General features: G+C 55.6%; 26 protein-coding genes and 2 tRNA genes. 18 read left to right on the forward strand and 10 right to left on the reverse strand.

Going from position 1 to position 22,579, the window contains the following annotated elements:
* Positions 1-83 precede the first annotated feature (83 nt).
* Together AC3CHX_RS27115 and AC3CHX_RS27120 are read left to right on the forward strand one after the other, a co-directional pair.
* Positions 84-1,553, forward strand: a complete 1,470-nt coding sequence (locus AC3CHX_RS27115) for an ammonium transporter (RefSeq protein ID WP_488631044.1) — start codon at positions 84-86, stop codon at positions 1,551-1,553.
* Positions 1,553-1,942: a hypothetical protein gene (locus tag AC3CHX_RS27120; RefSeq protein ID WP_488631045.1), complete on the forward strand. Its 390-nt coding sequence runs from the start codon at positions 1,553-1,555 to the stop codon at positions 1,940-1,942. Before AC3CHX_RS27115 ends, AC3CHX_RS27120 begins: the two co-directional genes overlap by 1 nt.
* A gap of 80 nt (positions 1,943-2,022) precedes the next feature.
* Here the strand turns inward: AC3CHX_RS27120 and AC3CHX_RS27125 are convergent, their stop codons facing one another.
* Positions 2,023-2,916, reverse strand: coding sequence for a DMT family transporter (locus tag AC3CHX_RS27125; protein WP_488631046.1), 894 nt, complete (start codon positions 2,914-2,916; stop codon positions 2,023-2,025).
* 304 nt (positions 2,917-3,220) lie between these two features.
* Between AC3CHX_RS27125 and AC3CHX_RS27130 the strand changes: the two genes are divergently transcribed.
* Together AC3CHX_RS27130 and AC3CHX_RS27135 are read left to right on the forward strand one after the other, a co-directional pair.
* A complete protein-coding gene (locus AC3CHX_RS27130) occupies positions 3,221-4,354 on the forward strand; it encodes an MGDG synthase family glycosyltransferase (protein ID WP_488631047.1) in 1,134 nt (377 codons plus the stop codon).
* A gap of 44 nt (positions 4,355-4,398) precedes the next feature.
* A complete protein-coding gene (locus AC3CHX_RS27135; RefSeq protein ID WP_488631048.1) occupies positions 4,399-4,863 on the forward strand; it encodes a hypothetical protein in 465 nt (154 codons plus the stop codon).
* 61 nt (positions 4,864-4,924) lie between these two features.
* Here the strand turns inward: AC3CHX_RS27135 and AC3CHX_RS27140 are convergent, their stop codons facing one another.
* Both AC3CHX_RS27140 and AC3CHX_RS27145 read right to left on the reverse strand, forming a co-directional pair.
* On the reverse strand, positions 4,925-5,119 hold the full coding sequence (locus AC3CHX_RS27140) for a YbdD/YjiX family protein (RefSeq protein ID WP_488631049.1): 195 nt from the start codon (positions 5,117-5,119) through the stop codon (positions 4,925-4,927).
* 268 nt (positions 5,120-5,387) lie between these two features.
* Positions 5,388-7,463 carry a carbon starvation CstA family protein gene (locus AC3CHX_RS27145; RefSeq protein WP_488631050.1) on the reverse strand — a complete coding sequence of 692 codons (2,076 nt, stop codon included), beginning with the start codon at positions 7,461-7,463 and terminating at the stop codon, positions 5,388-5,390.
* A 257-nt stretch (positions 7,464-7,720) separates the two neighbouring features.
* On the opposite strand from AC3CHX_RS27145, the gene AC3CHX_RS27150 reads away from it, so the two are divergent.
* Complete coding sequence (locus AC3CHX_RS27150) at positions 7,721-9,112, forward strand: cache domain-containing protein (RefSeq protein ID WP_488631051.1); 1,392 nt, start codon at positions 7,721-7,723, stop codon at positions 9,110-9,112.
* On the forward strand, positions 9,105-9,752 hold the full coding sequence (locus tag AC3CHX_RS27155; RefSeq protein ID WP_488631052.1) for a response regulator transcription factor: 648 nt from the start codon (positions 9,105-9,107) through the stop codon (positions 9,750-9,752). Before AC3CHX_RS27150 ends, AC3CHX_RS27155 begins: the two co-directional genes overlap by 8 nt.
* Positions 9,753-9,815: 63 nt before the next feature.
* Here the strand turns inward: AC3CHX_RS27155 and AC3CHX_RS27160 are convergent, their stop codons facing one another.
* Complete coding sequence (locus AC3CHX_RS27160) at positions 9,816-10,100, reverse strand: chorismate mutase (RefSeq protein ID WP_488631053.1); 285 nt, start codon at positions 10,098-10,100, stop codon at positions 9,816-9,818.
* Between the two features lie 69 nt (positions 10,101-10,169).
* Positions 10,170-10,649: an SRPBCC family protein gene (locus AC3CHX_RS27165; protein WP_488631054.1), complete on the reverse strand. Its 480-nt coding sequence runs from the start codon at positions 10,647-10,649 to the stop codon at positions 10,170-10,172.
* Between the two features lie 123 nt (positions 10,650-10,772).
* On the opposite strand from AC3CHX_RS27165, the gene AC3CHX_RS27170 reads away from it, so the two are divergent.
* The 3 genes from AC3CHX_RS27170 to AC3CHX_RS27180 all read left to right on the forward strand — a co-directional run bounded on the left by AC3CHX_RS27170 (position 10,773) and on the right by AC3CHX_RS27180 (position 14,341).
* A complete protein-coding gene (locus AC3CHX_RS27170) occupies positions 10,773-12,836 on the forward strand; it encodes a UvrD-helicase domain-containing protein (RefSeq protein ID WP_488631055.1) in 2,064 nt (687 codons plus the stop codon).
* Between the two features lie 107 nt (positions 12,837-12,943).
* A complete protein-coding gene (locus AC3CHX_RS27175) occupies positions 12,944-13,231 on the forward strand; it encodes a DUF4404 family protein (protein WP_488631056.1) in 288 nt (95 codons plus the stop codon).
* A gap of 210 nt (positions 13,232-13,441) precedes the next feature.
* Complete coding sequence (locus tag AC3CHX_RS27180) at positions 13,442-14,341, forward strand: recombination-associated protein RdgC (protein WP_488631057.1); 900 nt, start codon at positions 13,442-13,444, stop codon at positions 14,339-14,341.
* A gap of 12 nt (positions 14,342-14,353) precedes the next feature.
* On the opposite strand, the gene AC3CHX_RS27185 is transcribed toward AC3CHX_RS27180, so the two are convergent.
* From AC3CHX_RS27185 to AC3CHX_RS27195, 3 genes are all read right to left on the reverse strand, one after another.
* A complete protein-coding gene (locus AC3CHX_RS27185; protein WP_488631058.1) occupies positions 14,354-15,490 on the reverse strand; it encodes a GGDEF domain-containing protein in 1,137 nt (378 codons plus the stop codon).
* 321 nt (positions 15,491-15,811) lie between these two features.
* A tRNA-Asp gene (locus tag AC3CHX_RS27190) sits at positions 15,812-15,888 on the reverse strand.
* Positions 15,889-15,923: 35 nt separating this feature from the next.
* Positions 15,924-15,999, reverse strand: a tRNA-Val gene (locus AC3CHX_RS27195).
* A 443-nt stretch (positions 16,000-16,442) separates the two neighbouring features.
* Between AC3CHX_RS27195 and AC3CHX_RS27200 the strand changes: the two genes are divergently transcribed.
* From AC3CHX_RS27200 to AC3CHX_RS27220, 5 genes are all read left to right on the forward strand, one after another.
* A complete protein-coding gene (locus AC3CHX_RS27200; RefSeq protein ID WP_488631059.1) occupies positions 16,443-16,988 on the forward strand; it encodes a peroxiredoxin in 546 nt (181 codons plus the stop codon).
* A gap of 10 nt (positions 16,989-16,998) precedes the next feature.
* Positions 16,999-17,544, forward strand: a complete 546-nt coding sequence (locus AC3CHX_RS27205; RefSeq protein ID WP_488631060.1) for a carboxymuconolactone decarboxylase family protein — start codon at positions 16,999-17,001, stop codon at positions 17,542-17,544.
* Positions 17,545-17,742: 198 nt separating this feature from the next.
* The gene (locus tag AC3CHX_RS27210; protein WP_488644949.1) at positions 17,743-18,162 is read left to right on the forward strand and encodes a PACE efflux transporter; all 420 of its coding nucleotides are present in this window, start codon (positions 17,743-17,745) and stop codon (positions 18,160-18,162) included.
* Positions 18,163-18,234: 72 nt separating this feature from the next.
* Positions 18,235-18,720 (forward strand): energy transducer TonB family protein, encoded by a 486-nt coding sequence (locus AC3CHX_RS27215; RefSeq protein WP_488631061.1) that lies wholly within the window; start codon positions 18,235-18,237, stop codon positions 18,718-18,720.
* Positions 18,721-19,097: 377 nt separating this feature from the next.
* Positions 19,098-19,598, forward strand: coding sequence for a hypothetical protein (locus AC3CHX_RS27220; RefSeq protein WP_488631062.1), 501 nt, complete (start codon positions 19,098-19,100; stop codon positions 19,596-19,598).
* Here the strand turns inward: AC3CHX_RS27220 and AC3CHX_RS27225 are convergent.
* Positions 19,595-19,831, reverse strand: a complete 237-nt coding sequence (locus AC3CHX_RS27225; protein ID WP_488631063.1) for a hypothetical protein — start codon at positions 19,829-19,831, stop codon at positions 19,595-19,597. The two genes, AC3CHX_RS27220 and AC3CHX_RS27225, sit on opposite strands and share 4 nt — an antisense overlap.
* A gap of 104 nt (positions 19,832-19,935) precedes the next feature.
* Between AC3CHX_RS27225 and AC3CHX_RS27230 the strand changes: the two genes are divergently transcribed.
* From AC3CHX_RS27230 to AC3CHX_RS27245, 4 genes are all read left to right on the forward strand, one after another.
* Complete coding sequence (locus AC3CHX_RS27230) at positions 19,936-20,238, forward strand: ElaB/YgaM/YqjD family protein (protein ID WP_488644950.1); 303 nt, start codon at positions 19,936-19,938, stop codon at positions 20,236-20,238.
* A gap of 24 nt (positions 20,239-20,262) precedes the next feature.
* On the forward strand, positions 20,263-20,673 hold the full coding sequence (locus AC3CHX_RS27235; RefSeq protein ID WP_488631064.1) for a phage holin family protein: 411 nt from the start codon (positions 20,263-20,265) through the stop codon (positions 20,671-20,673).
* A 14-nt stretch (positions 20,674-20,687) separates the two neighbouring features.
* On the forward strand, positions 20,688-21,062 hold the full coding sequence (locus AC3CHX_RS27240; protein ID WP_488631065.1) for a hypothetical protein: 375 nt from the start codon (positions 20,688-20,690) through the stop codon (positions 21,060-21,062).
* A 71-nt stretch (positions 21,063-21,133) separates the two neighbouring features.
* Positions 21,134-21,799, forward strand: a complete 666-nt coding sequence (locus AC3CHX_RS27245) for a YiaD family glycine zipper/OmpA-like lipoprotein (protein WP_488631066.1) — start codon at positions 21,134-21,136, stop codon at positions 21,797-21,799.
* A 104-nt stretch (positions 21,800-21,903) separates the two neighbouring features.
* Here AC3CHX_RS27245 and AC3CHX_RS27250 read toward each other — a convergent pair whose 3' ends face one another.
* A complete protein-coding gene (locus tag AC3CHX_RS27250) occupies positions 21,904-22,476 on the reverse strand; it encodes a c-type cytochrome (RefSeq protein WP_488631067.1) in 573 nt (190 codons plus the stop codon).
* Positions 22,477-22,579 lie beyond the last annotated feature (103 nt).

Below are 22,579 nucleotides of genomic sequence, written 5' to 3' on the forward strand. Positions count from 1 at the left end.
CCGTGGCATAAATAATGCTTATAGTTATCGATCAGCAATGATTTTCATCTCACGACGGTTAATTGTCTACAAGGGAAATTTTTATGCGCGCAAACGCTGTATTGGCCCGGCTAATATTTGTTGGTTGTTTTGTTGGCCTGATTGTTCCGGTCGCTGCCCAACAAGCCAGTGTCCTGGTGACTGCAACGAGCGACGCAGCCACGGCAACAGCAAATACCGGTAAGCTGGAAAGTTCGCAGCCTTTACCACCGCTATCCCAAAATGTGCCGGTGGCATCGCAAGCATTGACGCCTGCAGTTGCTGGCGAACCTGCCATCACGAGGCCAACGCTGATCGATGTCGCGAAAATCAGCGCTGGCGACACGGCATGGATGTTGAGCGCTACGGCCTTGGTGCTGCTGATGACCATCCCCGGCTTAGCGTTATTTTATGCTGGCATGGTGCGCAAGAAAAATGTGCTGGGCACAATGGCCCACAGTTTTGCCACCACCTGTATTGTGACGATTTTATGGGTAGCCGTCGGCTACAGCCTGGCTTTTATGCCCGGTTCGCCGTTCATAGGCAGCCTGGATCGAGTCATGCTGCACGGAATGGCGTTTCTGAAAGACGCCGGCAAGGTAACGGTGCACCATGTTGCGCCGTCGATACCGGAAAGCGTATTCATGATGTTTCAGATGACGTTCGCGATCATTACCCCGGCGTTGGTTACCGGAGCAATTGCCGAACGCATGAAATTTTCAGCCTTGCTGTTGTTCATTGCCCTATGGTCGCTTTTTGTCTATGCGCCGGTGGCCCACTGGGTATGGGAGCCCGCCGGTTGGCTTGCAGCACGTGGCGTGCTCGATTTTGCGGGCGGCACCGTGGTGCATATCAACGCTGGCGTATCCGGCCTGGTTGCGGCGCTCATTCTCAAACCGCGTTCCGGCTTCGGCAAGGAATCCATGGCGCCGCACAATCTGGTATTGACAGTGATTGGCGCGTCGTTGCTTTGGGTGGGGTGGTTCGGGTTTAATGCCGGCTCCGCCGGTGCCGCGGATGGGCGCGCCGGAATGGCGATGCTGGTGACCCAGTTTGCAACGGCAGTCTCGGCCCTTGCCTGGATGCTCGCCGAATGGATCAGACGCGGCAAGCCCTCTGTCTTGGGACTGGTATCGGGTGCGGTGTCTGGATTGGTTGCCATTACCCCGGCATCGGGGTTCGTCGACGTCACCGGTGCTCTGGTGATCGGCGCGGTGGCTGGCGTGACTTGTTATTGGGGAGCCACGGTATTGAAATCAACATTCGGCTATGACGATTCACTGGATGTATTCGGGGTGCATGCCATCGGCGGCATCGTCGGCGCACTGCTTACCGGTGTGTTTGCGCTGAAAGCGATTGGTGGCGTGGAGGGAAGTGTCGCGGTGCAGGCGTTGGGGGTGTTAGTGACAGTCATTTATTCAGGTGTCATGACCTCCATTATTTTGGGCATCGTGTCGATGCTGGTTGGATTGCGGATTAAGCCGGATGAAGAGCATGAAGGTCTCGATCTCGCACAACATGGGGAGCAAGCATAATGCAAGCGAATCAGCAACCTGCAACAGCCACGCTGAACAACCAGGCGTTTTCACTGATGACCAGGCTGCACGTCATCCTGCGGCGACAAAACCAACGCATTACGGATATTGAGTATATGCAGGTAAGTCCAGTCTACTGCCGCCATGTTTTGGCATTGGCGACGCAATCACCACTCCCCGATTTACAGGAAATCGGTGCGAAGCTGGAAGCGTTCTATTTTGGTCAGGATGGTCTCTTTGTCCGCCCTTCTGAAAGGCCTTCGCTATTGATAGAGGATGCCGGCATCAGCGATGCGACGTCGCCAACTTCGGTGCTTCCATCACTACCTATAAAAAAAGCCAGTTTCGTGGAGCCGCCCGATGCTGCATACGTTGGGAGGTTACGCTGACGCTGATTGCAGGCCGCCACCCTCGTTCGCCGCCAGTTCTGCCTTGGGCTATAACTGGGGCGGCAAGCGCACCTGTCAGGTCAGTGCCGATTCACCATCACGATCCCCGCCAGCACCAGCCCCGCCCCCGCTGCAAACGGCAAACCCACCGGATCGTTGAGCAGCAACACGCCAAAACCGACGCCAAACAACGGCGTCAAAAACGAAAACACCGTCAGGCGCGATGCCAGATAGCGACGCAGCATCCAGAACCACGTCAGAAAACTGGCAAAAGCGATCACCACCGACTGAAACAGTAAGCTAAGCCAGGCAACGTCCGTCATCGGCCCGATGCTCGCTCTTCCCGTGGCGATGGCAAACACCCATAACAACAGCGCCCCGATCCCGAGTTGATACAGCAATGTCTTGCTGGGTGCGGCGGTCGACAAGCGGGTGGTCTTGACGACCAGCGTCGTCGCCGCCCAGAAGACCGCGCCCATTAATCCAAGTGCATCGCCCAGCAGACTGGCGGCGCTCGCTTCGCCCTCCAGAAAACCACCGGCAAACGCCATCACAATCCCACAAAACGCCGCCAGCACGCCTAACCACTGCGTCGGCCGCAGACGTTCGCCTGGCACCAGCCAGTGCAAAGCCAGTACCGTGAAAATCGGCGAACTGTAAAGAAACACCGAAATATGCGACGCAGTGGTGTAATTCAAGCCGATCGACACACACAGAAAATCACCGGCAAACAGCGCGCCGGCAGCCATTCCCGGCCAAAAAGTACCATCCCGCACCGAAAAGCCGGTCCCCCGCCACAGCATGAACAAGCCGACCAACAGCGCCGCAACGCCTGAGCGCAGCGCGATCTGCAACGTCGACGGCATGCTCGGCAACGCCATCTTGACCGCCACCTGCTGCAAACCCCAGCAAACGCACAGCAACAGCATCAAACTCATCGCAACGCCGTCTAGCGGTTTGTGGGTAGTGGACATATTGGTCTTTCAGAAATCGGGGGGATAGTTGCCGTGCGGAATTTTACGCCGCCGAAATTCATCGCAGTTGTCTGACTCCGGCGCCTATTCGAGCTTTTTCGACCGATCGTCGACAACCCGATTCTCTGTTTTTTCACATTCCTGACATATACCGCAGGTAAGCTCAAAGTCTAACTGACGCAAGAAACTCCACCGAGTCTGCAGCATACAAACCGATAGCCCGGAGTTCACCATAAATAGCACCACGTACGCCACCAAACAACGCAAGATATTGTTATTAAGCGTCTCTGCCGGCGCCGGTCACATGCGCGCCGCCGAAGCATTAAAAGCCTATGCTGCAGAATTCCCCGGTATCGAAACCGTGCATCTGGACGCGATGGCTTACGTTTCCGCCGGTTTCCGTGCGGTGTATACCGACTTTTATCTACACCTGGTCAATCGTCATCCTGCGGTATGGGGTTACGTTTACCAAAAAAGCGACAGCGCGCTGCCCAACGCACCGATGCAGAAACTGCGGCGGGCGATGGAACGCCTCAGCACCCGGACCTTGCGTACCGCCATCAACGCCTATGCGCCGGACGCCATCATTTGCACCCATTTTTTGCCGGCCGAAATGCTGGCGCGTGAAATCGGCAATCAGCGCCTAGTCTGTCCGGTGTGGGTGCAGGTGACCGATTTTGATCTGCACAGCATGTGGCTGCAGCCGCAGATGCAAGGCTATTTTGCCGCCAGCGAAGAAATCGCGTTCCGCATGCGCAGCAGAGGCGTGGCCCCCGCGTCGGCTCACGTTACCGGCATCCCGGTGATGCCGGCGTTCGCGCACGCGCTGGATCGGGCGCACTGCGCGGCGACCTTCGGACTGGATCCGCACCGGCCGATCATTTTGCTGATGTCAGGCGGTGCCGGTATCGGTGGGCTCGATAAGACGGTGCAAAGTCTGCTGACGATAGAGGGCAATTTTCAACTGGTGGCGCTGGCGGGTAATAATCCGGAATTGCTTAACAAGCTGCAGCAACTGGCCGCCAGGCATCCGGGTCGCCTGAGGGCGTTCGGATTTTCCAATCAGGTTGCGCAATTAATGGCATGCGCCGACCTGGTGATTACCAAACCCGGCGGCCTGACGTCTTCTGAATGTCTGGCGATGGGGGTGCCGATGCTCATCCATTCGCCGATCCCGGGACAGGAAGAGCGGAATGCCGATTATCTGCTGGAGCAAGGCGCGGCGCTGAAGGCGATTGATCTGACGGCGCTCACCTATCGCCTGCAAATCCTGTTGCAACATCCGCATCTGCTCGCCCAGTTACGCGAGCGCAGCCATGCGCTTGGCCGCCCGCATGCCGGCCGGGCGGTATTGCAAATCGTGTTACAGCAACTTGCCAGCCGCGCCGAACACCCGCTCAATCCGTCCTGTTTTCAAGTTCAACAACCATGCAACTGACGCAATCCCGCCGTTTGATAGGCATGCTGCTGTGGGCAATGCTCATGGCTTATTTTTTTGCCAATGTGGAAATCCAGATCGAAGGCGGCGCCGGCTGGGCCGCCAACTTGCCGACCTGGCGCATCGAGCATCACCGGCTACTCGACATCTTCTGGGGCGGCCGCGCCATGACCGGTTATCACGCCTGGGTATTCCCCTTCATCGGCCTGGTGTTTCACTACCCGATCTGGTTCAACGGACGCTGGGACTGGCGCGCCGAAGCCCGGATTCTGGCCTCGATCATGGTGTTCTGGATCACCGAAGACTGGCTGTGGTTCCTGATTAATCCGGCCTTCGGTCTGGGCCGCTTCAATCCGCTCGACGTGCCATGGCACAAACACTGGCTGGGGCCGGTGCCGGTCGATTATTGGCTGTTTTCAGCTGTGGCGCTGGTGCTGCTGTGGCTGGCGGAACGCAAGGCAGGCAGGCAATCAAGCGGTTCTGGACCGCAGGCTACCGCAAATTCCTGAAAGCGCGGATAAAAACGAAAGAAGCCGGCACACAGGCCGGCTTCTTTTATTTGTTGGCTGTTTAGCAGCAACGTCCAGTCCCGCCGCCATAGCGCGCTTCTTGCCGCTCCCGGAAAAACTCTGCGTAAGTCATCACAGTTTGATCCGGGTGCGTCTTTTCCATATGCGTCACGTAGGTGCTGTACTCGGGCATGCCCACCATCAAGCGCATGGTCTGACCGAGATAACGGCCTGCTTTGGCGATTTCATCCAGCATGGGCATTCCCTCGAAAAGTTAGCGGCAACTTAGCCTAGAAACGGTAGTTGGACCGGCACGAGTGTGCGTTTTTCCGGCTTTCTGGCTAGGCGCGACGACGCGGCAGACTGCATTCTGCAAGGAGGAGCAACGACGCCAGGGAGCCGGAAAAATGTGCAATCGTGTCGGTAGCGTGGTCACCATACAGGTGACCGTATTGATTGATGAAACAGCCAATTTGTTCAATCTCTTATAGGTAACTTGAAGCGGTCAACTGCCGTTTCTAGGCTTAGTTTGCACCAGGCAATACACCGGCTGGAAATGCTTCAAACGGTGTTTCCCGGGTGCTCGGCTTGTGGTTGGCGCGTGCCAGCAGAATGGAGCGGATGCCGAATACCAGCACGCTCAACACTACCGCGATGAAGAAGCCCGCCAGCGCCGCATCGATGTAGTCATTGAAGATAATCTGGCGCATCTGGTCTATCGATTTAGCCGGGGCGAGTATGTTGCCATCTACTAGCGCGGCCTTGTACTTGGCGGCATGCGCCAGGAAACCGACGCGTGGATTGTCATCGAACATTTTTTGCCAGCCGGCGGTCAGCGTGCAGATCAAAATCCAGACGGTTGGCAAAATCGTGACCCAGGCGAAACGCTCGCGCTTCATCTTGAACAGCACGCATGTACCGAGAATCAACGCAATCCCGGCCAGCATCTGATTCGCAATCCCGAACAGCGGCCACAAGGTGTTGATGCCGCCGAGCGGATCCACCACGCCCTGATACAGGAAGTAACCCCAGCCGGCCACGCACAGGCCGGTAGCCACCAGGCTCGCCGGCAAGGAATCCATGCGCCGCATCGACGGTACAAAAGTCCCCAGCAAATCCTGCAGCATGAACCGGCCGGCGCGGGTACCGGCGTCCACCGCCGTCAGAATAAACAGCGCCTCGAACAGGATCGCGAAGTGGTACCAGAATGCCATCATGGCCTGACCGCCGCCGACACGCGACAGGATGTGCGCCATACCGACCGCCAGCGTCGGCGCGCCACCGGCGCGCGAAATAATGCTGTGCTCGCCGACATCCCTGGCGACCTGCGTCAGCATTTCCGGGGTCACATGGAAACCCCATTGCGAGACCGTTGCCGCGGCCGATTGCACCGTGGTGCCGATCAGCGCCGCCGGGCTATTCATCACAAAATACACGCCGGGCTCAATACAGGATGCAGCGATCAGCGCCATGATGGCGACGAAGGATTCCATCAGCATCGCGCCATACCCTATGAAGCGCGCGTGGCGTTCATTTTCCAGCAATTTCGGGGTGGTGCCGGAGGCTATCAGCGCGTGGAAGCCGGACACCGCGCCGCAAGCAATGGTGATGAACAGGAACGGGAACAGGCTGCCGGACCAGACCGGGCCGGAGCCGTCCATGAAGCGGGTGAAGGCGGGCATTTTCAGTTCCGGTGCGACAAAGATGATGCCGAGTGCCAGGCCGAGAATGGTGCCGATTTTGAGAAAAGTCGACAAATAGTCGCGCGGCGCCAACAATAGCCAGACCGGCAACACCGAAGCGATGAAACCGTAGCCGATCAGCATCCAGGTCAATTCCTTGCCGGTGAAGGTGAACAGCGCGCTCAATACCGGATGATCGTGGACCGCCTGGCCGCCGAGCAGCGCGCCCATCAGCAAGACAAAGCCGATGATGGAAACCTCGCCGATGCGGCCCGGGCGAATGTAACGCGTATACACGCCCATGAACAACGCGATGGGAATCGTCGCGGCGACCGTGAACGTGCCCCATGGCGACTCGGCCAGCGCCTTGACCACGATCAGTGCCAGCACCGCCAGGATGATCAGCATGATCATGAAGGTGCCCAGCAAAGCGATCACGCCGGGAATCGGACCGAGTTCGGATTTGACCAGGTCGCCCAGCGAGCGGCCATCGCGCCGGGTGGAAATAAACAGCACGATGAAATCCTGCACCGCACCGGCAAACACCACGCCGGCCAATATCCACAACATGCCGGGCAAATACCCCATTTGCGCCGCGAGTACCGGGCCAACCAGCGGGCCGGCGCCGGCAATCGCGGCGAAATGATGACCGAACAATACGTTCTTGTTGGTCGGCACGTAGTCCAGGCCATCGTTGTATTTATACGCAGGCGTCATCCTGGCCGGATCCAGGCCCAGGACTTTTTCGGCAATAAAGAGGCTGTAAAAACGGTAGGCGATCAGATACACGCAGACTGACGCAATCACGATCCAGATGGCGCTGATGGATTCTCCGCGCTTCAGGCCGATGTAAGCAAACGCGAAAGCACCGAGCAGGGCCAGCGCAAACCAGCCCAATTTAGCTATAAGGCGATTCATTGTTCTCCTCCCAGACGGGAATAAGGTTGTGAAATATTATTGTTATTAGATCGTCAACGCGCCCATGCATACCGGTTGGCGGATGGGCTGGTCGCAGTATTTGACATATGTGGTGCGCTCACAAGCGCGGAACTACGTAAAACCGTTGCGTAGTACTACGTAGCTGGTGCACAAACGGTGCGAATACCGGTCTTTTTGGTGCAAAGCCGGGGGCTACTTTCTAGGAAGTTCGGTCCGGCAAGAGTAAAGTAGCGTCCATGAAACTCCGGCAAAAAATCATTTTTCTCGCCATCGCGCCCCTCATCCTGGCGCTATGCGCGATCGCCATCGCGGTCCGCCATCAGGCCATCGCGCTCGGCCACCAGCAACGCGCCTCGATCGAGGCGGCCTATCTGGCCAGCAAAGAAGCCGAACTGAAACACTATGTGGGGCTGGCAACGCGCTCGATTGCCCATCTGTACGACTCGGGCCGCAGCGATGAAGCGACACTGGGCGAGGCCAAAAACATTCTGGCAAAACTGGACTACGGCAATGACGGCTATTTCTTTGTGTATGACCAGCAAGGCAAGAACCTGATGCATCCGCGCCAGCCGGAGCTGGTAGGACAAAATCTGTGGGAGTTGAAAGATGCCAACGGCAATCTGACCGTTCAGCATCTGATCAATCGCGCCAACAACGGCGGCGGCTTCGAGCGCTACCTCTGGCAGAAACCGTCCAGCCGCAACATTGCGCCCAAGCTAAGTTACGTCGTAGCGCTGCCCAAATGGGGCTGGATCGTCGGCACCGGCCTGTATCTGGACGACATCGATGACGCGCTCAATAAAATCGACACCCAGGTCTCCGGAAATATCCGCAATACCATGCTGTGGATTGCCGGTATCGCGATTCTGAGTTCGATCGTGGTGGCGTTGTCGGGATTGGTCCTGAACATTTCGGAACATCGGGTCGCCGACGCCAAGCTGAAAGTGCTGGCGCAACGCGTGGTGCGTTCGCAAGAGGACGAGCGCGCGCGCTTGTCGCGCGACCTGCATGACGGCATCAGTCAATGGCTGGTATCGATCAAACTGCAAATCGAAGCCGGCATCATCAAGCTCGGCGGTAACGCTGAACAGGTGGCCTCAGCACGCAGCGCTTTTGAGCGCACCGCCGGCCAGTTGAATGACGTGCTGGGCGAGGTGCGGCGGATTTCGCATGATCTGCGCCCGGCGATTCTGGACGATCTGGGACTGGCGGCGGCACTCGACCACCTGGCGCACGAGTGGGAAGAACATGCCGGCATACCGATCGCCTTCGATGCCGCCGGCAACACCGATGGCATGCCGGATGTCGCCAATACCGTATTGTTCCGCATTGCGCAGGAAGCCCTGACCAACATCGCGCGCCATGCCAAAGCCAGTCAGATCACATTGCAACTGGACGGCACATTGCACGGCAATAAACAGCAAGTCAGCCTTACCGTGCGTGACAACGGCGTCGGCTTCGATGTCGATAAAATCGATGGCAATCCGCAGCGCGGCATTGGCTTGCGGAATATGGTCGAACGGCTGGAAGCAGTCGGCGGCCAGCTGAAACTCAGCTCTTCGGCGGCCGGCACCACCGTGCTGGCGACGATTTCCCGCGACGACTCTCATCTCCCCGATCATGTCTGAATCTATCCCGGCACCTGCGCCAGCAGCTACCCACATCATGCTGGTCGACGATCACCCGCTGGTGCGCGACGGCCTGCGGGCCCGACTGGAAGCGGTCGCCGGTTTTCAGGTGGTGGCCGAAGCCGGCTGCGCCGACGAAGCACTGCAACATGCGCGCACACGGCACATCGACCTGATCCTGATGGACATCAATCTGCGCAGCGGTGCCAACGGCATCGACCTGACCGCCCAGTTCCATGCGGCGTTTCCCGAAATCGCGATATTGATACTCAGCATGCACGATAAGGCCGAATATGTGATGCAGTCGATCCAGGCAGGCGCGCGCGGCTACGTCCTGAAAGACGCACCCGGACAAGATATTGTGCATGCCATCGAAACCGTGATTTCAGGCGGGATCTATTACAGTGCGGCGCTGGCAAAAACCTTGTCGCGGCCGATGCTGCCAGGATTCCTGCTGACGTCACGGGAGCGCCAGGTGCTGCAGCACATCGCGCATGGCGAATCCAACAAACAAATTGCCCGCGCACTGGATTTAAGCGTGCGTACCATCGAAACGCATCGCCTGAACATCAAGCGCAAGCTGGGAATCGATGGTCAGGCTGAGCTGATCAAGTTTGCGGTTGAGAATCATGTTCAGTGACAAATAAGCGATGTTACGCAGAGACGGCTGGATGCAATAAGCGCTGTAATTGCCAGCGTCAGCTCAAATCTCGCGGTGATTCTGCACCACCGTTTTCAGCAATGACTGAAACAGATTCTCGACAAAATCCGGATCGAGCCCGGAATCGGTCGCCAGCTTTCGCACTTTTTCAATCTGCAAACGTTCCCGTTCAGGATCCCTGGCTTCCAGCCCGGTTTCTTTTTTCAAGACACCGACCTGGGCGGTCAGTCCGAAGCGTTGGCCGAGCAGGCTCACCAACTGCGCATCGACAACATCAATCTGAGCGCGTAACTGTAATAACTGCGGGTTGGTTGTGGTATTTGACATGGCGACTCTCAAATTTTTTCTACAAACTTGTTATTTCAAAAGTGGCGATTAACTTGCCGGGCCGACGGCTCAGCCGAGCGCGCCGGCTTCGGCCAACTCACGAATCACGCGTATCGTGTCGATATCGGATTGCAAGTAGGCGGAACGACGAAATTCGTCGTACATCTCCTGGTCGCTGTCGGCGTCGTCTTCTGCTCCAGCGGCCTCGTCCGCATAGGAAAACCGCACGAACAATAGTTCCGGCTGCGGTTGTTCAATGGTCATGGTCAGGCTCGATCCGACGATGTCCTGTTGCGGCGGCACTTGATAACGTACCTGCAATTGCGGCAAATAACTGACGATGTCGCGAATCACCACTTTGCCATAACGCAATTCACGCGTCACCGACTCCATGGATTTTTCCAATAGCCGACACTCGTCCAGATGCTCGACGAACAGCATCGGCTGTTCGGCGCGCATGACCAGCCCGCGCCATAGCTGTTCGGAGGTCAAGGAGTCGATCAACGGATTGAGGGGATCGTTGATTTCGATCAGATGGGTAAATTTCATAAATAACTCGGTGGAAGTGAAAGCCGAAAGGCGGTAAACGAATTCTCCCATATTAAGCGGACTGGCAGCAGTCCGGACCCGGACTGTTAAAATAGCCGGCTTCGCTTCTTCCTGGTCCGCCGCATGTCGTCCACTCCCAATTTCGGTCTCAACGTCCCGCAACGCGAAGCCGTCAAATACATGGACGGCCCGTGCCTGGTGCTGGCCGGTGCCGGCTCGGGCAAAACCCGCGTGATCACGCAGAAAATCGCCCATTTGATCGAGGATTGCGGCTATGACCCGCGCCATATTGCCGCGCTGACGTTTACCAACAAGGCGGCAACCGAGATGCAGGAACGGATTGCCAAACTGCTAAAAGAGCCGAAGCATGCCAAACACATCACGGTCAGCACCTTTCACTCGCTGGGCGTCAAGATTTTGCGACAGGAAGCACGCGAACTGGGGCTGAAAGACCGCTTTTCGATCATGGACAGCGACGATTGCTTTTCCATCGTGCAAGATTTGGCGATCACCACCGACAAGCAGTTGATACGCCGGATTCAAACCGCGATGTCATTGTGGAAAAATGGTCTGGTCGATCCGGATCAAGCCCTTAAACAGGCGGTCACCGAGGACGAGGCACAGGCCGCGCGTATTTATTTGAGCTATGTCGCGACGCTGAAAGCCTATCAGGCGGTCGATTTCGATGATTTGATCCGGTTGCCGGTGGAACTGTTCCGCAGCAACGAGGCGGTGCGCGACAAGTGGCAGCGCCGCCTGCGTTATTTGCTGGTGGATGAATATCAGGATACCAACACCTGTCAGTACGAACTTGTCAAACTACTGGTTACCGGGGTCGGCAAAAAGCCGATGTTCACGGCGGTGGGCGATGACGATCAGGCAATTTACGCCTGGCGCGGCGCCACCATTGAGAATCTGAAAACCCTGCAGGTCGACTTCCCCGATCTGAAAGTCATCAAGCTGGAGCAGAATTACCGGTCCTCGACCCGTATTCTGCAAGCTGCCAACGCGGTGATCGGGAATAACCCTAAACTGTTTGAAAAATCGCTGTGGTCGGAACATGGTTTGGGCGATCCGATCAAGGTCATGGGCATGGCCGACGATGAGCAGGAAGCCGAACAAGTGGCCATCATGCTGTCCGCGCATCGCTTTGAACGCCGCGCCAAATTTGCCGATTACGCAATTCTGTATCGCGGCAATCATCAGGCCCGGATTTTTGAAAAAGCGCTGCGCCGCGAACGTATTCCGTATGTCATGTCAGGCGGCCAGAGCTTTTTTGATCGCGCCGAAATCAAGGACATCATCAGTTATCTGCGCCTGATTGCCAACGAAGACGACGATCCGGCCTTCATCCGCGCCATCACCACGCCGAAACGCGGCGTTGGCCAGGCCACGCTGGAAGTGCTGGGCACCGTCGCCGGGCAATGGCAATGCTCGCTGTTTGAAGCGGTTTTCAAAGGCGGTATCGAAGCCAAACTGACCGATCGGCAGTTGTATCCGCTCCGTGAATTCGGCAACTTCATCAATCAGCTGGAAGCCCGTGCGAGCCGGGTCGGTCCGGCCGGCAGCGGCGAAAATGCGGCGGCGGTGCTCGATGACATGATGAAGGAAATCAATTACGAAGCGTATCTGTACGACAGCGTCGACGATCGCCAGGCCCAAAACAGGTGGCAAAACGTGCTCGACTTCACCAACTGGCTGAAGGAAAAAGGCAATGGCGGCAAAGATGGCGCGGGCGAAGAAAAGAATTTGCTGGAACTGACGCAGATGGTGGCATTGATGTCGATGCTGGACGGCCGCGACGAAGAGCCTGATGCGGTCCGCATGTCAACGCTGCACGCCTCCAAAGGGCTGGAATATCCGCATGTCTTCCTGATCGGCGTAGAAGAAGGCATACTGCCGCACAAGGGCGATCCGGACGCGCCGATTGAAACCGTGGCAGCGCGTATCGAGGAAGAGCGGCGCCTGATGTACGTCGGCATCACCCGCGCCCAGCGCAGCCTGCACGTCAGCTGGTGCAAAAAGCGCAAGCGTGCCGGCGAAAGCGTGCATTGCGACATGTCGCGCTTCATCAAGGAAATGAAGCTCGATGAAGGCGACGCCGTACCGACCGAGGAAGAACAGATTACACCGCAAAACCGGCTGGCAAATTTGAAAGCGTTATTGCAGAAGCCACGAGCGGCGTGAGATGATGACTCATAAGATTTCAAAAAATGCAGATGACGAGCACGCGGAACTGATACCGGCCACGCGTTTCTAACCCAGTAACATTTCAGCAAATAAGAGAAATCATCATGACCATCGACAACCTCAAAGAATCACTGCAGCAACTGCACGCCACGCTGGACAGCGGCGCATCTGTCGATCCGGAAATCAAAGCGCTGCTGCAAACGCTGGATAACGATATTCAAAAATTACTGGCCAAGGATGCCAGCCCAACAACTGACGTCCCCGACAACGACTCCAGCAGCGACCTGGTCAAGCAGGCACAGAAAATCTCCGCGCGCCTGGCGATCCGCCATCCGCATCTGGAACCGGTATTTCGCGAAATCGCCGATACGCTCACCAACATGGGGATTTGAATAGCACATCGCTATTCTCCAATTTTCAGCAAGCGGGGCGGATGCGCATGGCGTTATCCGCCCCATCCGGTTTTTGCGCAGGCTTGGTACCGATTGAAAAGCGCCTGACGCTTCCCCCACTAATTTTCCTTGCGCCACCAAACCCACGGCAACGGGTTCGCCCAACGTTGCCATGTAAAATGGCGCCTCACTTTTTTCTAACGGCATACCATGTGGTTTAAAAATCTACAGATTTATCGCATTCCCGCCCCTTGGGCTATCTCCTCCGAACAACTGGAAGGTTTTCTGGCGAAGCAGGCCTTTGCCGAATGCAGCAGCCTGGAAATGCAAAGCCAGGGCTGGATTTCACCGCGCGACAACGGCATGCTGGTGCATACCGTCAATCGCCAGATGATGCTCGCGCTGGGCACGGAAAAAAAACTGCTGCCGGCCACCGTCATCAATCAGGTGACCAAGGCACGCGCCACTGAAATTGAAGAGCAGCAAGGCTTTGCGCCGGGTCGCAAGCAGCTTAAGGATCTCAAGGAACAGGTCACCGATGAACTGTTGCCACGCGCCTTCAGCATCCGCCGCACCACCTGGGTCTGGATCGATCCGGTCAATGGCTGGCTGGTGGTCGATGCTTCAAGCCCGGCCAAAGCGGAAGAAGTATTGAAGCTGCTGCTCGCTTCGGTCGACAAATTGCAGGTAGCAGGCTTGCGTACCGTGCATTCGCCGCTCACCTCGATGACCGACTGGCTGGCCGCGGACGAAGCGCCCAGCGGCTTTACAGTCGATCAGGACACCGAATTGCGCGCCACCGGCGAAGGCAAGGCCACCGTGCGCTACGTCCGTCACACGCTGGAAGCCGACGATGTCCGTCGCCACATCGCGGCCGGCAAACAGTGCACGCGCCTGGCGCTGACCTGGGCTGACCGGGTTTCGTTTGTATTGACCGAAGGACTCGCCATCAAGCGCATCGCGCCACTTGACGTGATCAAGGAAGAAAACGACGTGACCAGCAAAAACGACGACGAACGTTTTGATTCCGACCTGGTGCTGATGACCGGCGAGCTGAACAAACTGCTGGGCGACCTGGTGTTTGCATTGGGCGGCGAGCCTGCCGCCTGATCGGCGTACCGTTTAGTCAGCAGCGCTGATGGAAGTGTCAGTGCTGCTAACGCTATCATCCCAGTCAGTGTTGGCCACGACCCGGTTACGACCAGCCGATTTAGCTGCGTACAAAGCGATATCAGAACGCTGAAAAGCCGACTCAACCGTTTCTCCGACACGAAAATCGGTGACGCCAACCGACGCCGTCACGGCAATCCCGAGCCCGAATTTGCGCCAGTCAAAGCGCGCTGTCTCGGCACAAATCCGCTCCAGCGCGACCACCCCATCGCTGACTGTCGTGCCGGTCAGCACCAGTACGAATTCGTCACCGCCATAACGGGCAAAATGGTCGCTCAGGCGCATTTCATTGCGGACGATCTGGACAAAGGTTTTCAGGACTTCATCGCCCACGGCATGGCCAAAGCTATCGTTGACGGCCTTAAACCCATCCAGATCGAGCATGGCAATGCAGAACGGCGTGCCGCCACGCTGAAAACGCTTTTGTTCAACCGCGAGAATTTCACTCAGCGAACGGCGATTTTCCGTGTTCGTCAATTCATCGCGCGTTGCCAGTTCCTGCACACGCTGCATCGCCAGCAACAATGCGCGGTTTTTTGCTGACATGCGGTGACGGCTGCGTCCCAGAAAATCGGCGATGTGAGCGCAGCGCCCCAAGGTCAGGATGAACGACAGATACACTAACAACTGCGTACCCTGACTACCAACCGGCAGGCCAAGCTGAGGCCCGACCAGATAGAAAGCGCCTCCCAATGCCGACGCACCGATCAACCAACTCATCAGATAGCGGAAAGTGGGGAGGGCGACGACACCAAACGCGTACACCGTAAAGAGGTTGATCAAAAACAGATAGCCGACCGCGGGCGCCAGAACCATAAAACCGATTTGTCCGAATGCCGCCACCACCACCTGCACGAATGTCATGCCGGGATCTTTTAATGTGCGGTTGAAGCCGCCCTTGATCAACAGGTAGTAGCTGCCATTCACGACAAGCGCCATCGCGCCGTACATCAGCACGATGCCAACAGCAAGTAAATCAAGATGCGCAAATGCCGCCAGCAGTATGACGTCCAGCGCATAGCTAAACATCACCCAGCCCAGCATGCGGCAGGTTAGCGCATTAATTTTCTTTAGTCGTTGCGGTTCCATGACCTGACGATTGGTTGTACGTCTTTGTTTTTCTGATCCGGTCAGTGCCACTCAAGTACAGCTGACATCAACGACTTATTGCGGACAAGTGAATAAAACAGACAACAAGATTTTCCAGCATAACGACAATAGCGCGATGTTGCGATCCTGGCAAGCAAGACAGGATTAAAATTCGGCTGGCAATAATCGGGCGCAATGACTTGCAGGGCATGGCAAAACATGGCGCAGACGATCGGATCGACTGGATACGGATTTGAAATCCGGGTGAACGGCTGACAGGCGAAAAAAAAGACGCACTTGCGTGCGTCTTTTTTATGTTCTTGGCGGAGTGGACGGGACTCGAACCCGCGACCCCCGGCGTGACAGGCCGGTATTCTAACCAACTGAACTACCACTCCTAATACTGCATCTCTTTTACGACTGTTCGACCAACTGGTGGGTGCTGAGAGGCTCGAACTCCCGACCTACGCCTTGTAAGGGCGCCGCTCTACCAACTGAGCTAAGCACCCAAATGCTTATTCAGCCGAACTTCCGTGGCATCTGTCACAACGCCTAAGAGAGGCCGAATTATACATGAGTTTTTTTGTGCGTCTAGCATTTCGTAAAAAATTCTTTAACATTTCGAAAAACACGTTTTTGGCAGGTACCGGACAAACTGTCAGCGGCCAATAATCATCCCGGCTTTTCGTTCAGTACGACAAGACTGACATCGACGCATTCGCAATGACTCTGCTATTCTTTCGCACTGAATCGGAATTTCATTGCGGCGTTCAAAAATGAGAACGCGATTCACGCTGACGCTATTTTTGGTCAATGTCTGATGCGGTTTGGTCTGGGCGGTACGCCGCAGGGCTGAATGCCTTGTGACCAACCTATCGTCCCCATAGGAATATACAATTAAAGCTATTGCTTACTTGTGTACAATTAAATTTTACTATCGAAAGGAATCACGATGAAAACAATCGGACAATCACTCGCCCCATTTAAAGTCGAAGGCGTCAAGCCTGGCTTCAATCTGCCTGAAGAAAACGGCGTATCGGCATTTGAAACAATTACCGAAACATCTTTCCCCGGCAAATGGAAAGTCCTGTATTTCTATCCAAAAGACTTCACTTTCGTCTGCCCAACAGAAATCGTCGCTTACAACAAGCTGGCACGTGATTTCGAAGACCGCGATGCAGTTTTGCTGGGCGGTTCGTCGGACAACGAATTCGTCAAGCTGGCATGGCGTCGCGAGCACTCGGACCTGAGCAAACTGGGACACTGGCAGTTCGCCGATACTACCGGCGCACTGATCGACCAACTCGGTATCCGTCACGAAGCCGGCGTTGCGCTACGTGCAACCTTCATCATCGATCCGAATAACGTGATTCAACACGTCACCGTCAACAACCTCGACGTTGGCCGCAACCCAGAAGAAACCCTGCGTGTTCTGGACGCGCTGCAAACCGGCGAACTGTGTGCTTGCAACCGCGCTCCTGGCGGCGAAACTCTGTAAGGAATAAACAATGGATATGCTTCAACTGCGGGATGCCTTCCCATCGTATGCCAAGGATGTCTGGATTACCCTCGATGGTGCTTTGAACAAATCCGGCCTGACGCCGGAAGTCGCTGCCGGTGCAGCAATTGCTGCGGCAATTTCGGCCGGTAGTCCGGAGCTGGTTGAAGCATTCCAGGGTTTGACCTCGGAAATGGAAGCGACCGGTGCCAAAACCGCCGCTGCCATCATGGGTATGACGAACATCTGGTACAGCTACCTGCACCTGGCGGATGACGCCGAACTGAAAACCCAGCCGCCGCAAATCCGGATGCAGGGCTACGCCACACATGGTGGCGTCGAAAAGAAACATTTCGAGATCTACGCCTTGGCGGCATCGATCGTCGGCAAATGCCAAGGTTGCGTCGTTGGCCACATTGCGGAATTGAAAAAACTCGGCATCACGGCGGCTGAGTTGCGTGACATCGGCAAACTGGCGGCGGCGGTTAACGCCACTAGCAAAATTCTGAAGCTGAAGAAGGAATACAAAGAAGTAGAAAGTGCCGCAATCGGCTGACACGGCGGTTGTCGCAATGAGAGCCACCTGCCTAGCGCCGGTGGCTTTTTTCTTTGAGGGCGCGTGTGCGCCAGCCTTGCCGGCCAGACGACGCCGATAGCCGCGCAAATACCCGGCATGACATCCTCATGACGTTGCCCAGGTTGCGCTCGCTATACTGGCGACCGGTCACCAAAAACCAATTCATGGGAATTTACTATCTCTACATTATTCCGCCGCATCCTCCATGCCATTCTGTTTGAAGTCGGCGCACTGGTCATTCTGGTGCCGCTAGTGTCGTACGGACTGCATATGGAAATGTTTCACTTTGGCGCGCTGGCGCTGATCCTGGCGCTTTGTGCCATGGCCTGCAATATGTTCTATAACCACGTTTTTGAATGGTTCGAAACACGCTACGGCTGGATCCGCACCATCCCGGTCCGGATTGTCCACACGCTTGGTTTCGAGCTATGCTTCATGGTCGTAGCGCTACCGCTCACTGCCTGGTGGCTGGACGTCAGCCTGGTCAAGGCACTCATGCTGGACCTGGTGTTTTCCGTGTTTTTCATGCTGTACGCGTTTTGCTTTAACTGGATCTACGACATCGCCCGCCAGCGCCTGAATATGCGTATCGAGTAAACCAAGGCAGCCGCCAAGTGCTAATATTTAGCTGTGATTTTTGCTCAACAATTTCGATCTCTGGGGTGGGCCATGAAAATCAAGGCATCGGCTTTTCCGATTTGTATGATGGCACTCCTGCTGACCGGCTTAGCTGGTTGCGTCGGCAACCTTGTCAACAAAGTCGGGAATAACGCCCCGATAACCACAACAATTACTGGCACTTCAAGCGCCAAGACGCTGGATAGCTACAAACGCGATCTGGCGCAACGCATAGTTGAGGTCAACTCAACCAACGTCTTTGTCGGTCGCCCGCAAGCCTTGTTGCGCGCGGTGATCGTGTTGAAGTATTACGTCGATGCCGACGGAAAATTGCTGCGCACCGAGATCCTCCGCTCCAACAAAGATCGTGCGGCGGAAGCAGTGGCCTTGTCGGCAGTCAAAAGCGCGGCTCCTTTTCCCAAGCCGGAAAGCCATTTATTGCGCAGAGGACAGGTCGAAATTTCAGAAAGCTGGTTATTCAACAATGATGGACGGTTTCAATTACGCTCTCTTGCCGAAGCACAACTGGGTGAGTAGCGATCCGTTGATGCAACAATAACAGCCATCTTTATCGCTAGCGGGCAACATCCCGGGGTGACTTGCTTCTGCTACGCTTCTCGCCTACCATCGGACCTCGTCGCGGAATGTCACTGACAATGCCGGTATCTCTGCAGCAACAGGTCGATGCGTTCCGGCTGCGCTTTTTTTATTCGCTTATTTTTACGAGAAACAACAATGGAAGTTAAACCGCCAATCACCCTGTCCAGCTTCGACCTCGATCAGCCGGAAGCCAGCGGCGAACTCCATCTTTAACATTTCAGCGCATTTTTAGTTAGCGCTTTCACCTTGCAGGCAAGGTCGCTCGCCACTTGATGTGCACTGAGCGTCCGTCTCAACAATAATATTAGGTCATCATGTCAACCGCAGATTATCAGCGCCCGCCCAAACTTTACCGTTACTCCGAACGACAATGGCTGGAGCGCGCATTAACGCTCGGAGAATTCCGTTTGCGCCCCCCGGTCGAAAGCCTGCAAATTAATCATCTGCATAATTCCTCACGCGCTGCTTCGCAGTTGCTCACCTTAAGCATGAGCAGCATTTGCGACGATGCACTATATGATGAATTTGCGCATAGCGATTGCTGTCTGGTGATCAATGATCCGGAAGAATTCGGCGAGCGCATCCATCGCGCAGCGCAACGCGTGCTGCCAAGCTGGACCGGTATCGACGGCGCCATTTCTTATGGCAAGCAAAGTGTGCTGGGCGCAGCGTTCACGAAAAATCAGCGCAATGCCTCACAAAGGGAATGGCTGTTTGCCTGGCGCCCGACACAGCCGACGATGGCCTTACGTCCAATTGTTATCCAGATTGGTAATATCGAAGCAATTGCCGAGCTACGTACCAAGAATCATTAGCAAGGACTTACGCTCCGTCTATTCGGTGGTGCGCAGAGCGTGAACGCTTCCTCGACCAGCAACGCTTGAATATTGACGATCATGCGATCGAGGCCACGGGGCGTTTGCGCGATATCCAATATCGGCTGAAAACTTCTCATATCCGACCAGTTATTGCGTTCGGCTTGGAAATTTACGTCGTTGCCAAATAAATATTGCAACCAAATGCCGTTGTGCAGATCATATTGAGCCATCTTTGGGAATCCACAACGACAATAACGCGGAGTCGATGCCACGGCAGGCAGATTTTCAGAAATCTATTCGTTATACTGGTATTTTATTAGCAAGGAGTCCAATGATGCGTAAGTCCAGCATTAGAACCACCCGTGGCGACATCGGAACATTGGTGAAAGACGCGCAAGACTTGTTCCACGAAGCAGCGTTGAGCACCGGTGAAAAAGCAGAAGAGTTGCGCGTTAAAGGTTTGGAATTACTCGATGCCGCCGTCGTCAAGGCACAAAATGTGCACACTGCGGCGATCGAAACCGGCAAGGAATTTGCCGCCACCACCGACGACTACGTGCACGAAAATCCCTGGGGTGCTGTCGCAGTGTCGGCCACCATAGGCCTGCTGCTCGGCCTGATCATCTCCCGTAAATAATCGCAACGCAACCTTCAGGCTAGCATGGACCAACAACAATCCAAGCATTCCACTACAAAACATACTGCACCTCCGCAACCGAGCCTGATAACCGGCCTGGTCGGCACCGCCAAAAACATGTTTGCACTCGTGATCAGTCGCATTGAACTCGCCGCACTGGAGTTCTCTGAAATCGGCACGCATGTCGTCAAGCTGCTCCTGGTGTTTTCTCTCGGCATCCTCGCATTATTATTTGCATTGGCGTTCTGGAGTGGACTGGTGGTCGCTCTCACCTGGGATGCATTGGGCTGGAAAATACTGCTGATTCTGGCTGCGCTATTCACTCTGGTAGCCATCGGCATGGGCCTATATGTGCGCGCCATTTTATGCCAGGGCCGGATCGGCCTGCCTGAAACCATGAACGAACTGCGCCGGGATCGAGATGCGTTACTTTGACTACAAGGCCTGACATGACCCATCAATCCAATTTCGATCGGAAGCGTTCCCTGGCCGAACGCAAACTGCGTCTGCTGCAGGAAGGCGCGACATTTCGCGCTGAAATGATCAGGTGTCGCGATATGGTCAGATCCAGCATGAATGGGGGCCTGACCAAAAACCTGTTTGGGCGCGTTGCCGGCATTGCCTACTCAATGATTACCAAACATCCTGGCCTGTTCAAGGCATCCCGCCTGCAATCGCTAACGCCCTTGTTGGTGACCGGGGTGTCGTTGTTATCAAAGCGTTCTTTACGCAAATCACTGGTCGTTGGTAGCGTCCTGATTGCCGCCGTCGGCGCCGCCACATACTTTAGCGGTAAAAATAATAAAGCTGTGGATGAGGAATAATCGCACACCGCAGCGAGGGAGATGGTGCTGTACCCTTTGAAGACGATGCCTTAACTTATTAGGAAAACAAAATGAATAAATTCAAGCTTGGTACCGTGGCATTGGCTGTAACTTTGGCGACCGCCGGTTGCGCTAACATGTCCGATACTCAACGCGGCACTGCAACCGGTGCCGGTATTGGCGCTGGTGTCGGTGCGCTGCTTGGCGCGGTGACTGGTCCAGGCGGTGGCGGTCGTGCGCTCGGCGGCGCAGCGATTGGTGGCGCTATCGGTGCAGTTGCCGGGAATATCTGGTCCAACAAGATGGAAAAACAAAAGCAGGCGATGGAACAAGCTACCCAGGGAACTGGCGTGCAAGTCAGCCAGACTGCGGATAATCGTCTGAAACTGGCGATTCCAAGCGATGTTTCGTTCGATACCGGCCGCGCCAATATCAAATCCAACTTCCGTCCGATCCTTGAACGATTTTCTTCGACCCTGGCAGAGAATCCGGCAACCACTGTCACCATCATTGGCCACACCGATAATACCGGCAGCGATGCAGTCAACGATCCATTGTCGTTGCAACGTGCCGCAAGCACCCGTAACTATCTGACCGCACGCGGAATTGCGCCAAATCGTTTTGGCATCGAAGGTCGCGGTTCGCACGAGCCAGTAGCGTCCAACGATACCGATTTCAATCGTGCAAAAAACCGCCGTGTTGAAATTTACGTCGCTGAGCAGCAGCACCCGCAATAATGTAGTGTTGCAGAGTGACCGCTGCCTCTGCGTTGATACCAACAAAAAAGCCGACTCAACGAGTCGGCTTTTTTGATCCAAATTTACTGCGCTTGTTTCCAGTCTTATTTGGCTGAAGCTGCCGGGGCGGCGGTTGCACTCGCTGAAGTATTGGCCGATGCAGCTGGCGCTGGAATTGCCGGTTCCTTGAACTTGCCGCCAGACGCGTTAACCATGAAGACCACTGCTCGGGCAACCTCTACATCGTCCAGATCAGGATTACCGCCTTTGGCAGGCATCGCGCGCAAACCGTTGAGTGCGTAGCCAATCACTTTGTCTTCGCCATCGCCAAGACGTGGGCTCCAGGCACCGGCATCACCAAATTTAGGTGCGCCAGCGGCGCCAGTAGCATGACAGGCCGAGCAAGTCGACTTGTAGACTTCTTCGCCGGTCAGAAATACGCGCGGTGCATTGACATCTTTAAAAGTAAAACCGTCATCGGCGACCGGCTTCAATCGCGCCGCAATCGCTTCCGGTGTCTGACCTTCTGAACCAGCGCCGGCTTTCTGGGCATTGGTTACATATTGAACCAGCAATACGATACAAATGATCGGGACTAAAAAGCCCGCCAGAATAGCGACGATCAGTTGCTTTGGCGTCTTGATTGCGGATTGTTCTTCGTTGTGTGCGTCGCTCATGATTCCCTCAATGCAATTTTCAAAACCGGTGGGCAGATACTGATGCGCTTAAAAAGCCCGAACAGCGCACGATCCCTCGCCAAACCCTTGATTATAGTCGTAA

The sequence above is a fragment of the Glaciimonas sp. OK215 genome, from assembly GCF_057787885.1.

Bases quoted from the DNA above. Each gene is read 5' to 3' on its own strand.
- AC3CHX_RS27115 (WP_488631044.1), top strand. From the start codon at position 84: ATGCGCGCAAACGCTGTATTGGCCCGGCTAATATTTGTTGGTTGTTTT.
- AC3CHX_RS27120 (WP_488631045.1), top strand. From the start codon at position 1,553: ATGCAAGCGAATCAGCAACCTGCAACAGCCACGCTGAACAACCAGGCG.
- AC3CHX_RS27125 (WP_488631046.1), bottom strand. From the start codon at position 2,916: ATGTCCACTACCCACAAACCGCTAGACGGCGTTGCGATGAGTTTGATG.
- AC3CHX_RS27130 (WP_488631047.1), top strand. From the start codon at position 3,221: ATGCGCGCCGCCGAAGCATTAAAAGCCTATGCTGCAGAATTCCCCGGT.
- AC3CHX_RS27135 (WP_488631048.1), top strand. From the start codon at position 4,399: ATGGCTTATTTTTTTGCCAATGTGGAAATCCAGATCGAAGGCGGCGCC.
- AC3CHX_RS27140 (WP_488631049.1), bottom strand. From the start codon at position 5,119: ATGCTGGATGAAATCGCCAAAGCAGGCCGTTATCTCGGTCAGACCATG.
- AC3CHX_RS27145 (WP_488631050.1), bottom strand. From the start codon at position 7,463: ATGAATCGCCTTATAGCTAAATTGGGCTGGTTTGCGCTGGCCCTGCTC.
- AC3CHX_RS27150 (WP_488631051.1), top strand. From the start codon at position 7,721: ATGAAACTCCGGCAAAAAATCATTTTTCTCGCCATCGCGCCCCTCATC.
- AC3CHX_RS27155 (WP_488631052.1), top strand. From the start codon at position 9,105: ATGTCTGAATCTATCCCGGCACCTGCGCCAGCAGCTACCCACATCATG.
- AC3CHX_RS27160 (WP_488631053.1), bottom strand. From the start codon at position 10,100: ATGTCAAATACCACAACCAACCCGCAGTTATTACAGTTACGCGCTCAG.
- AC3CHX_RS27165 (WP_488631054.1), bottom strand. From the start codon at position 10,649: ATGAAATTTACCCATCTGATCGAAATCAACGATCCCCTCAATCCGTTG.
- AC3CHX_RS27170 (WP_488631055.1), top strand. From the start codon at position 10,773: ATGTCGTCCACTCCCAATTTCGGTCTCAACGTCCCGCAACGCGAAGCC.
- AC3CHX_RS27175 (WP_488631056.1), top strand. From the start codon at position 12,944: ATGACCATCGACAACCTCAAAGAATCACTGCAGCAACTGCACGCCACG.
- AC3CHX_RS27180 (WP_488631057.1), top strand. From the start codon at position 13,442: ATGTGGTTTAAAAATCTACAGATTTATCGCATTCCCGCCCCTTGGGCT.
- AC3CHX_RS27185 (WP_488631058.1), bottom strand. From the start codon at position 15,490: ATGGAACCGCAACGACTAAAGAAAATTAATGCGCTAACCTGCCGCATG.
- AC3CHX_RS27200 (WP_488631059.1), top strand. From the start codon at position 16,443: ATGAAAACAATCGGACAATCACTCGCCCCATTTAAAGTCGAAGGCGTC.
- AC3CHX_RS27205 (WP_488631060.1), top strand. From the start codon at position 16,999: ATGGATATGCTTCAACTGCGGGATGCCTTCCCATCGTATGCCAAGGAT.
- AC3CHX_RS27215 (WP_488631061.1), top strand. From the start codon at position 18,235: ATGAAAATCAAGGCATCGGCTTTTCCGATTTGTATGATGGCACTCCTG.
- AC3CHX_RS27220 (WP_488631062.1), top strand. From the start codon at position 19,098: ATGTCAACCGCAGATTATCAGCGCCCGCCCAAACTTTACCGTTACTCC.
- AC3CHX_RS27225 (WP_488631063.1), bottom strand. From the start codon at position 19,831: ATGGCTCAATATGATCTGCACAACGGCATTTGGTTGCAATATTTATTT.
- AC3CHX_RS27230 (WP_488644950.1), top strand. From the start codon at position 19,936: ATGCGTAAGTCCAGCATTAGAACCACCCGTGGCGACATCGGAACATTG.
- AC3CHX_RS27235 (WP_488631064.1), top strand. From the start codon at position 20,263: ATGGACCAACAACAATCCAAGCATTCCACTACAAAACATACTGCACCT.
- AC3CHX_RS27240 (WP_488631065.1), top strand. From the start codon at position 20,688: ATGACCCATCAATCCAATTTCGATCGGAAGCGTTCCCTGGCCGAACGC.
- AC3CHX_RS27245 (WP_488631066.1), top strand. From the start codon at position 21,134: ATGAATAAATTCAAGCTTGGTACCGTGGCATTGGCTGTAACTTTGGCG.
- AC3CHX_RS27250 (WP_488631067.1), bottom strand. From the start codon at position 22,476: ATGAGCGACGCACACAACGAAGAACAATCCGCAATCAAGACGCCAAAG.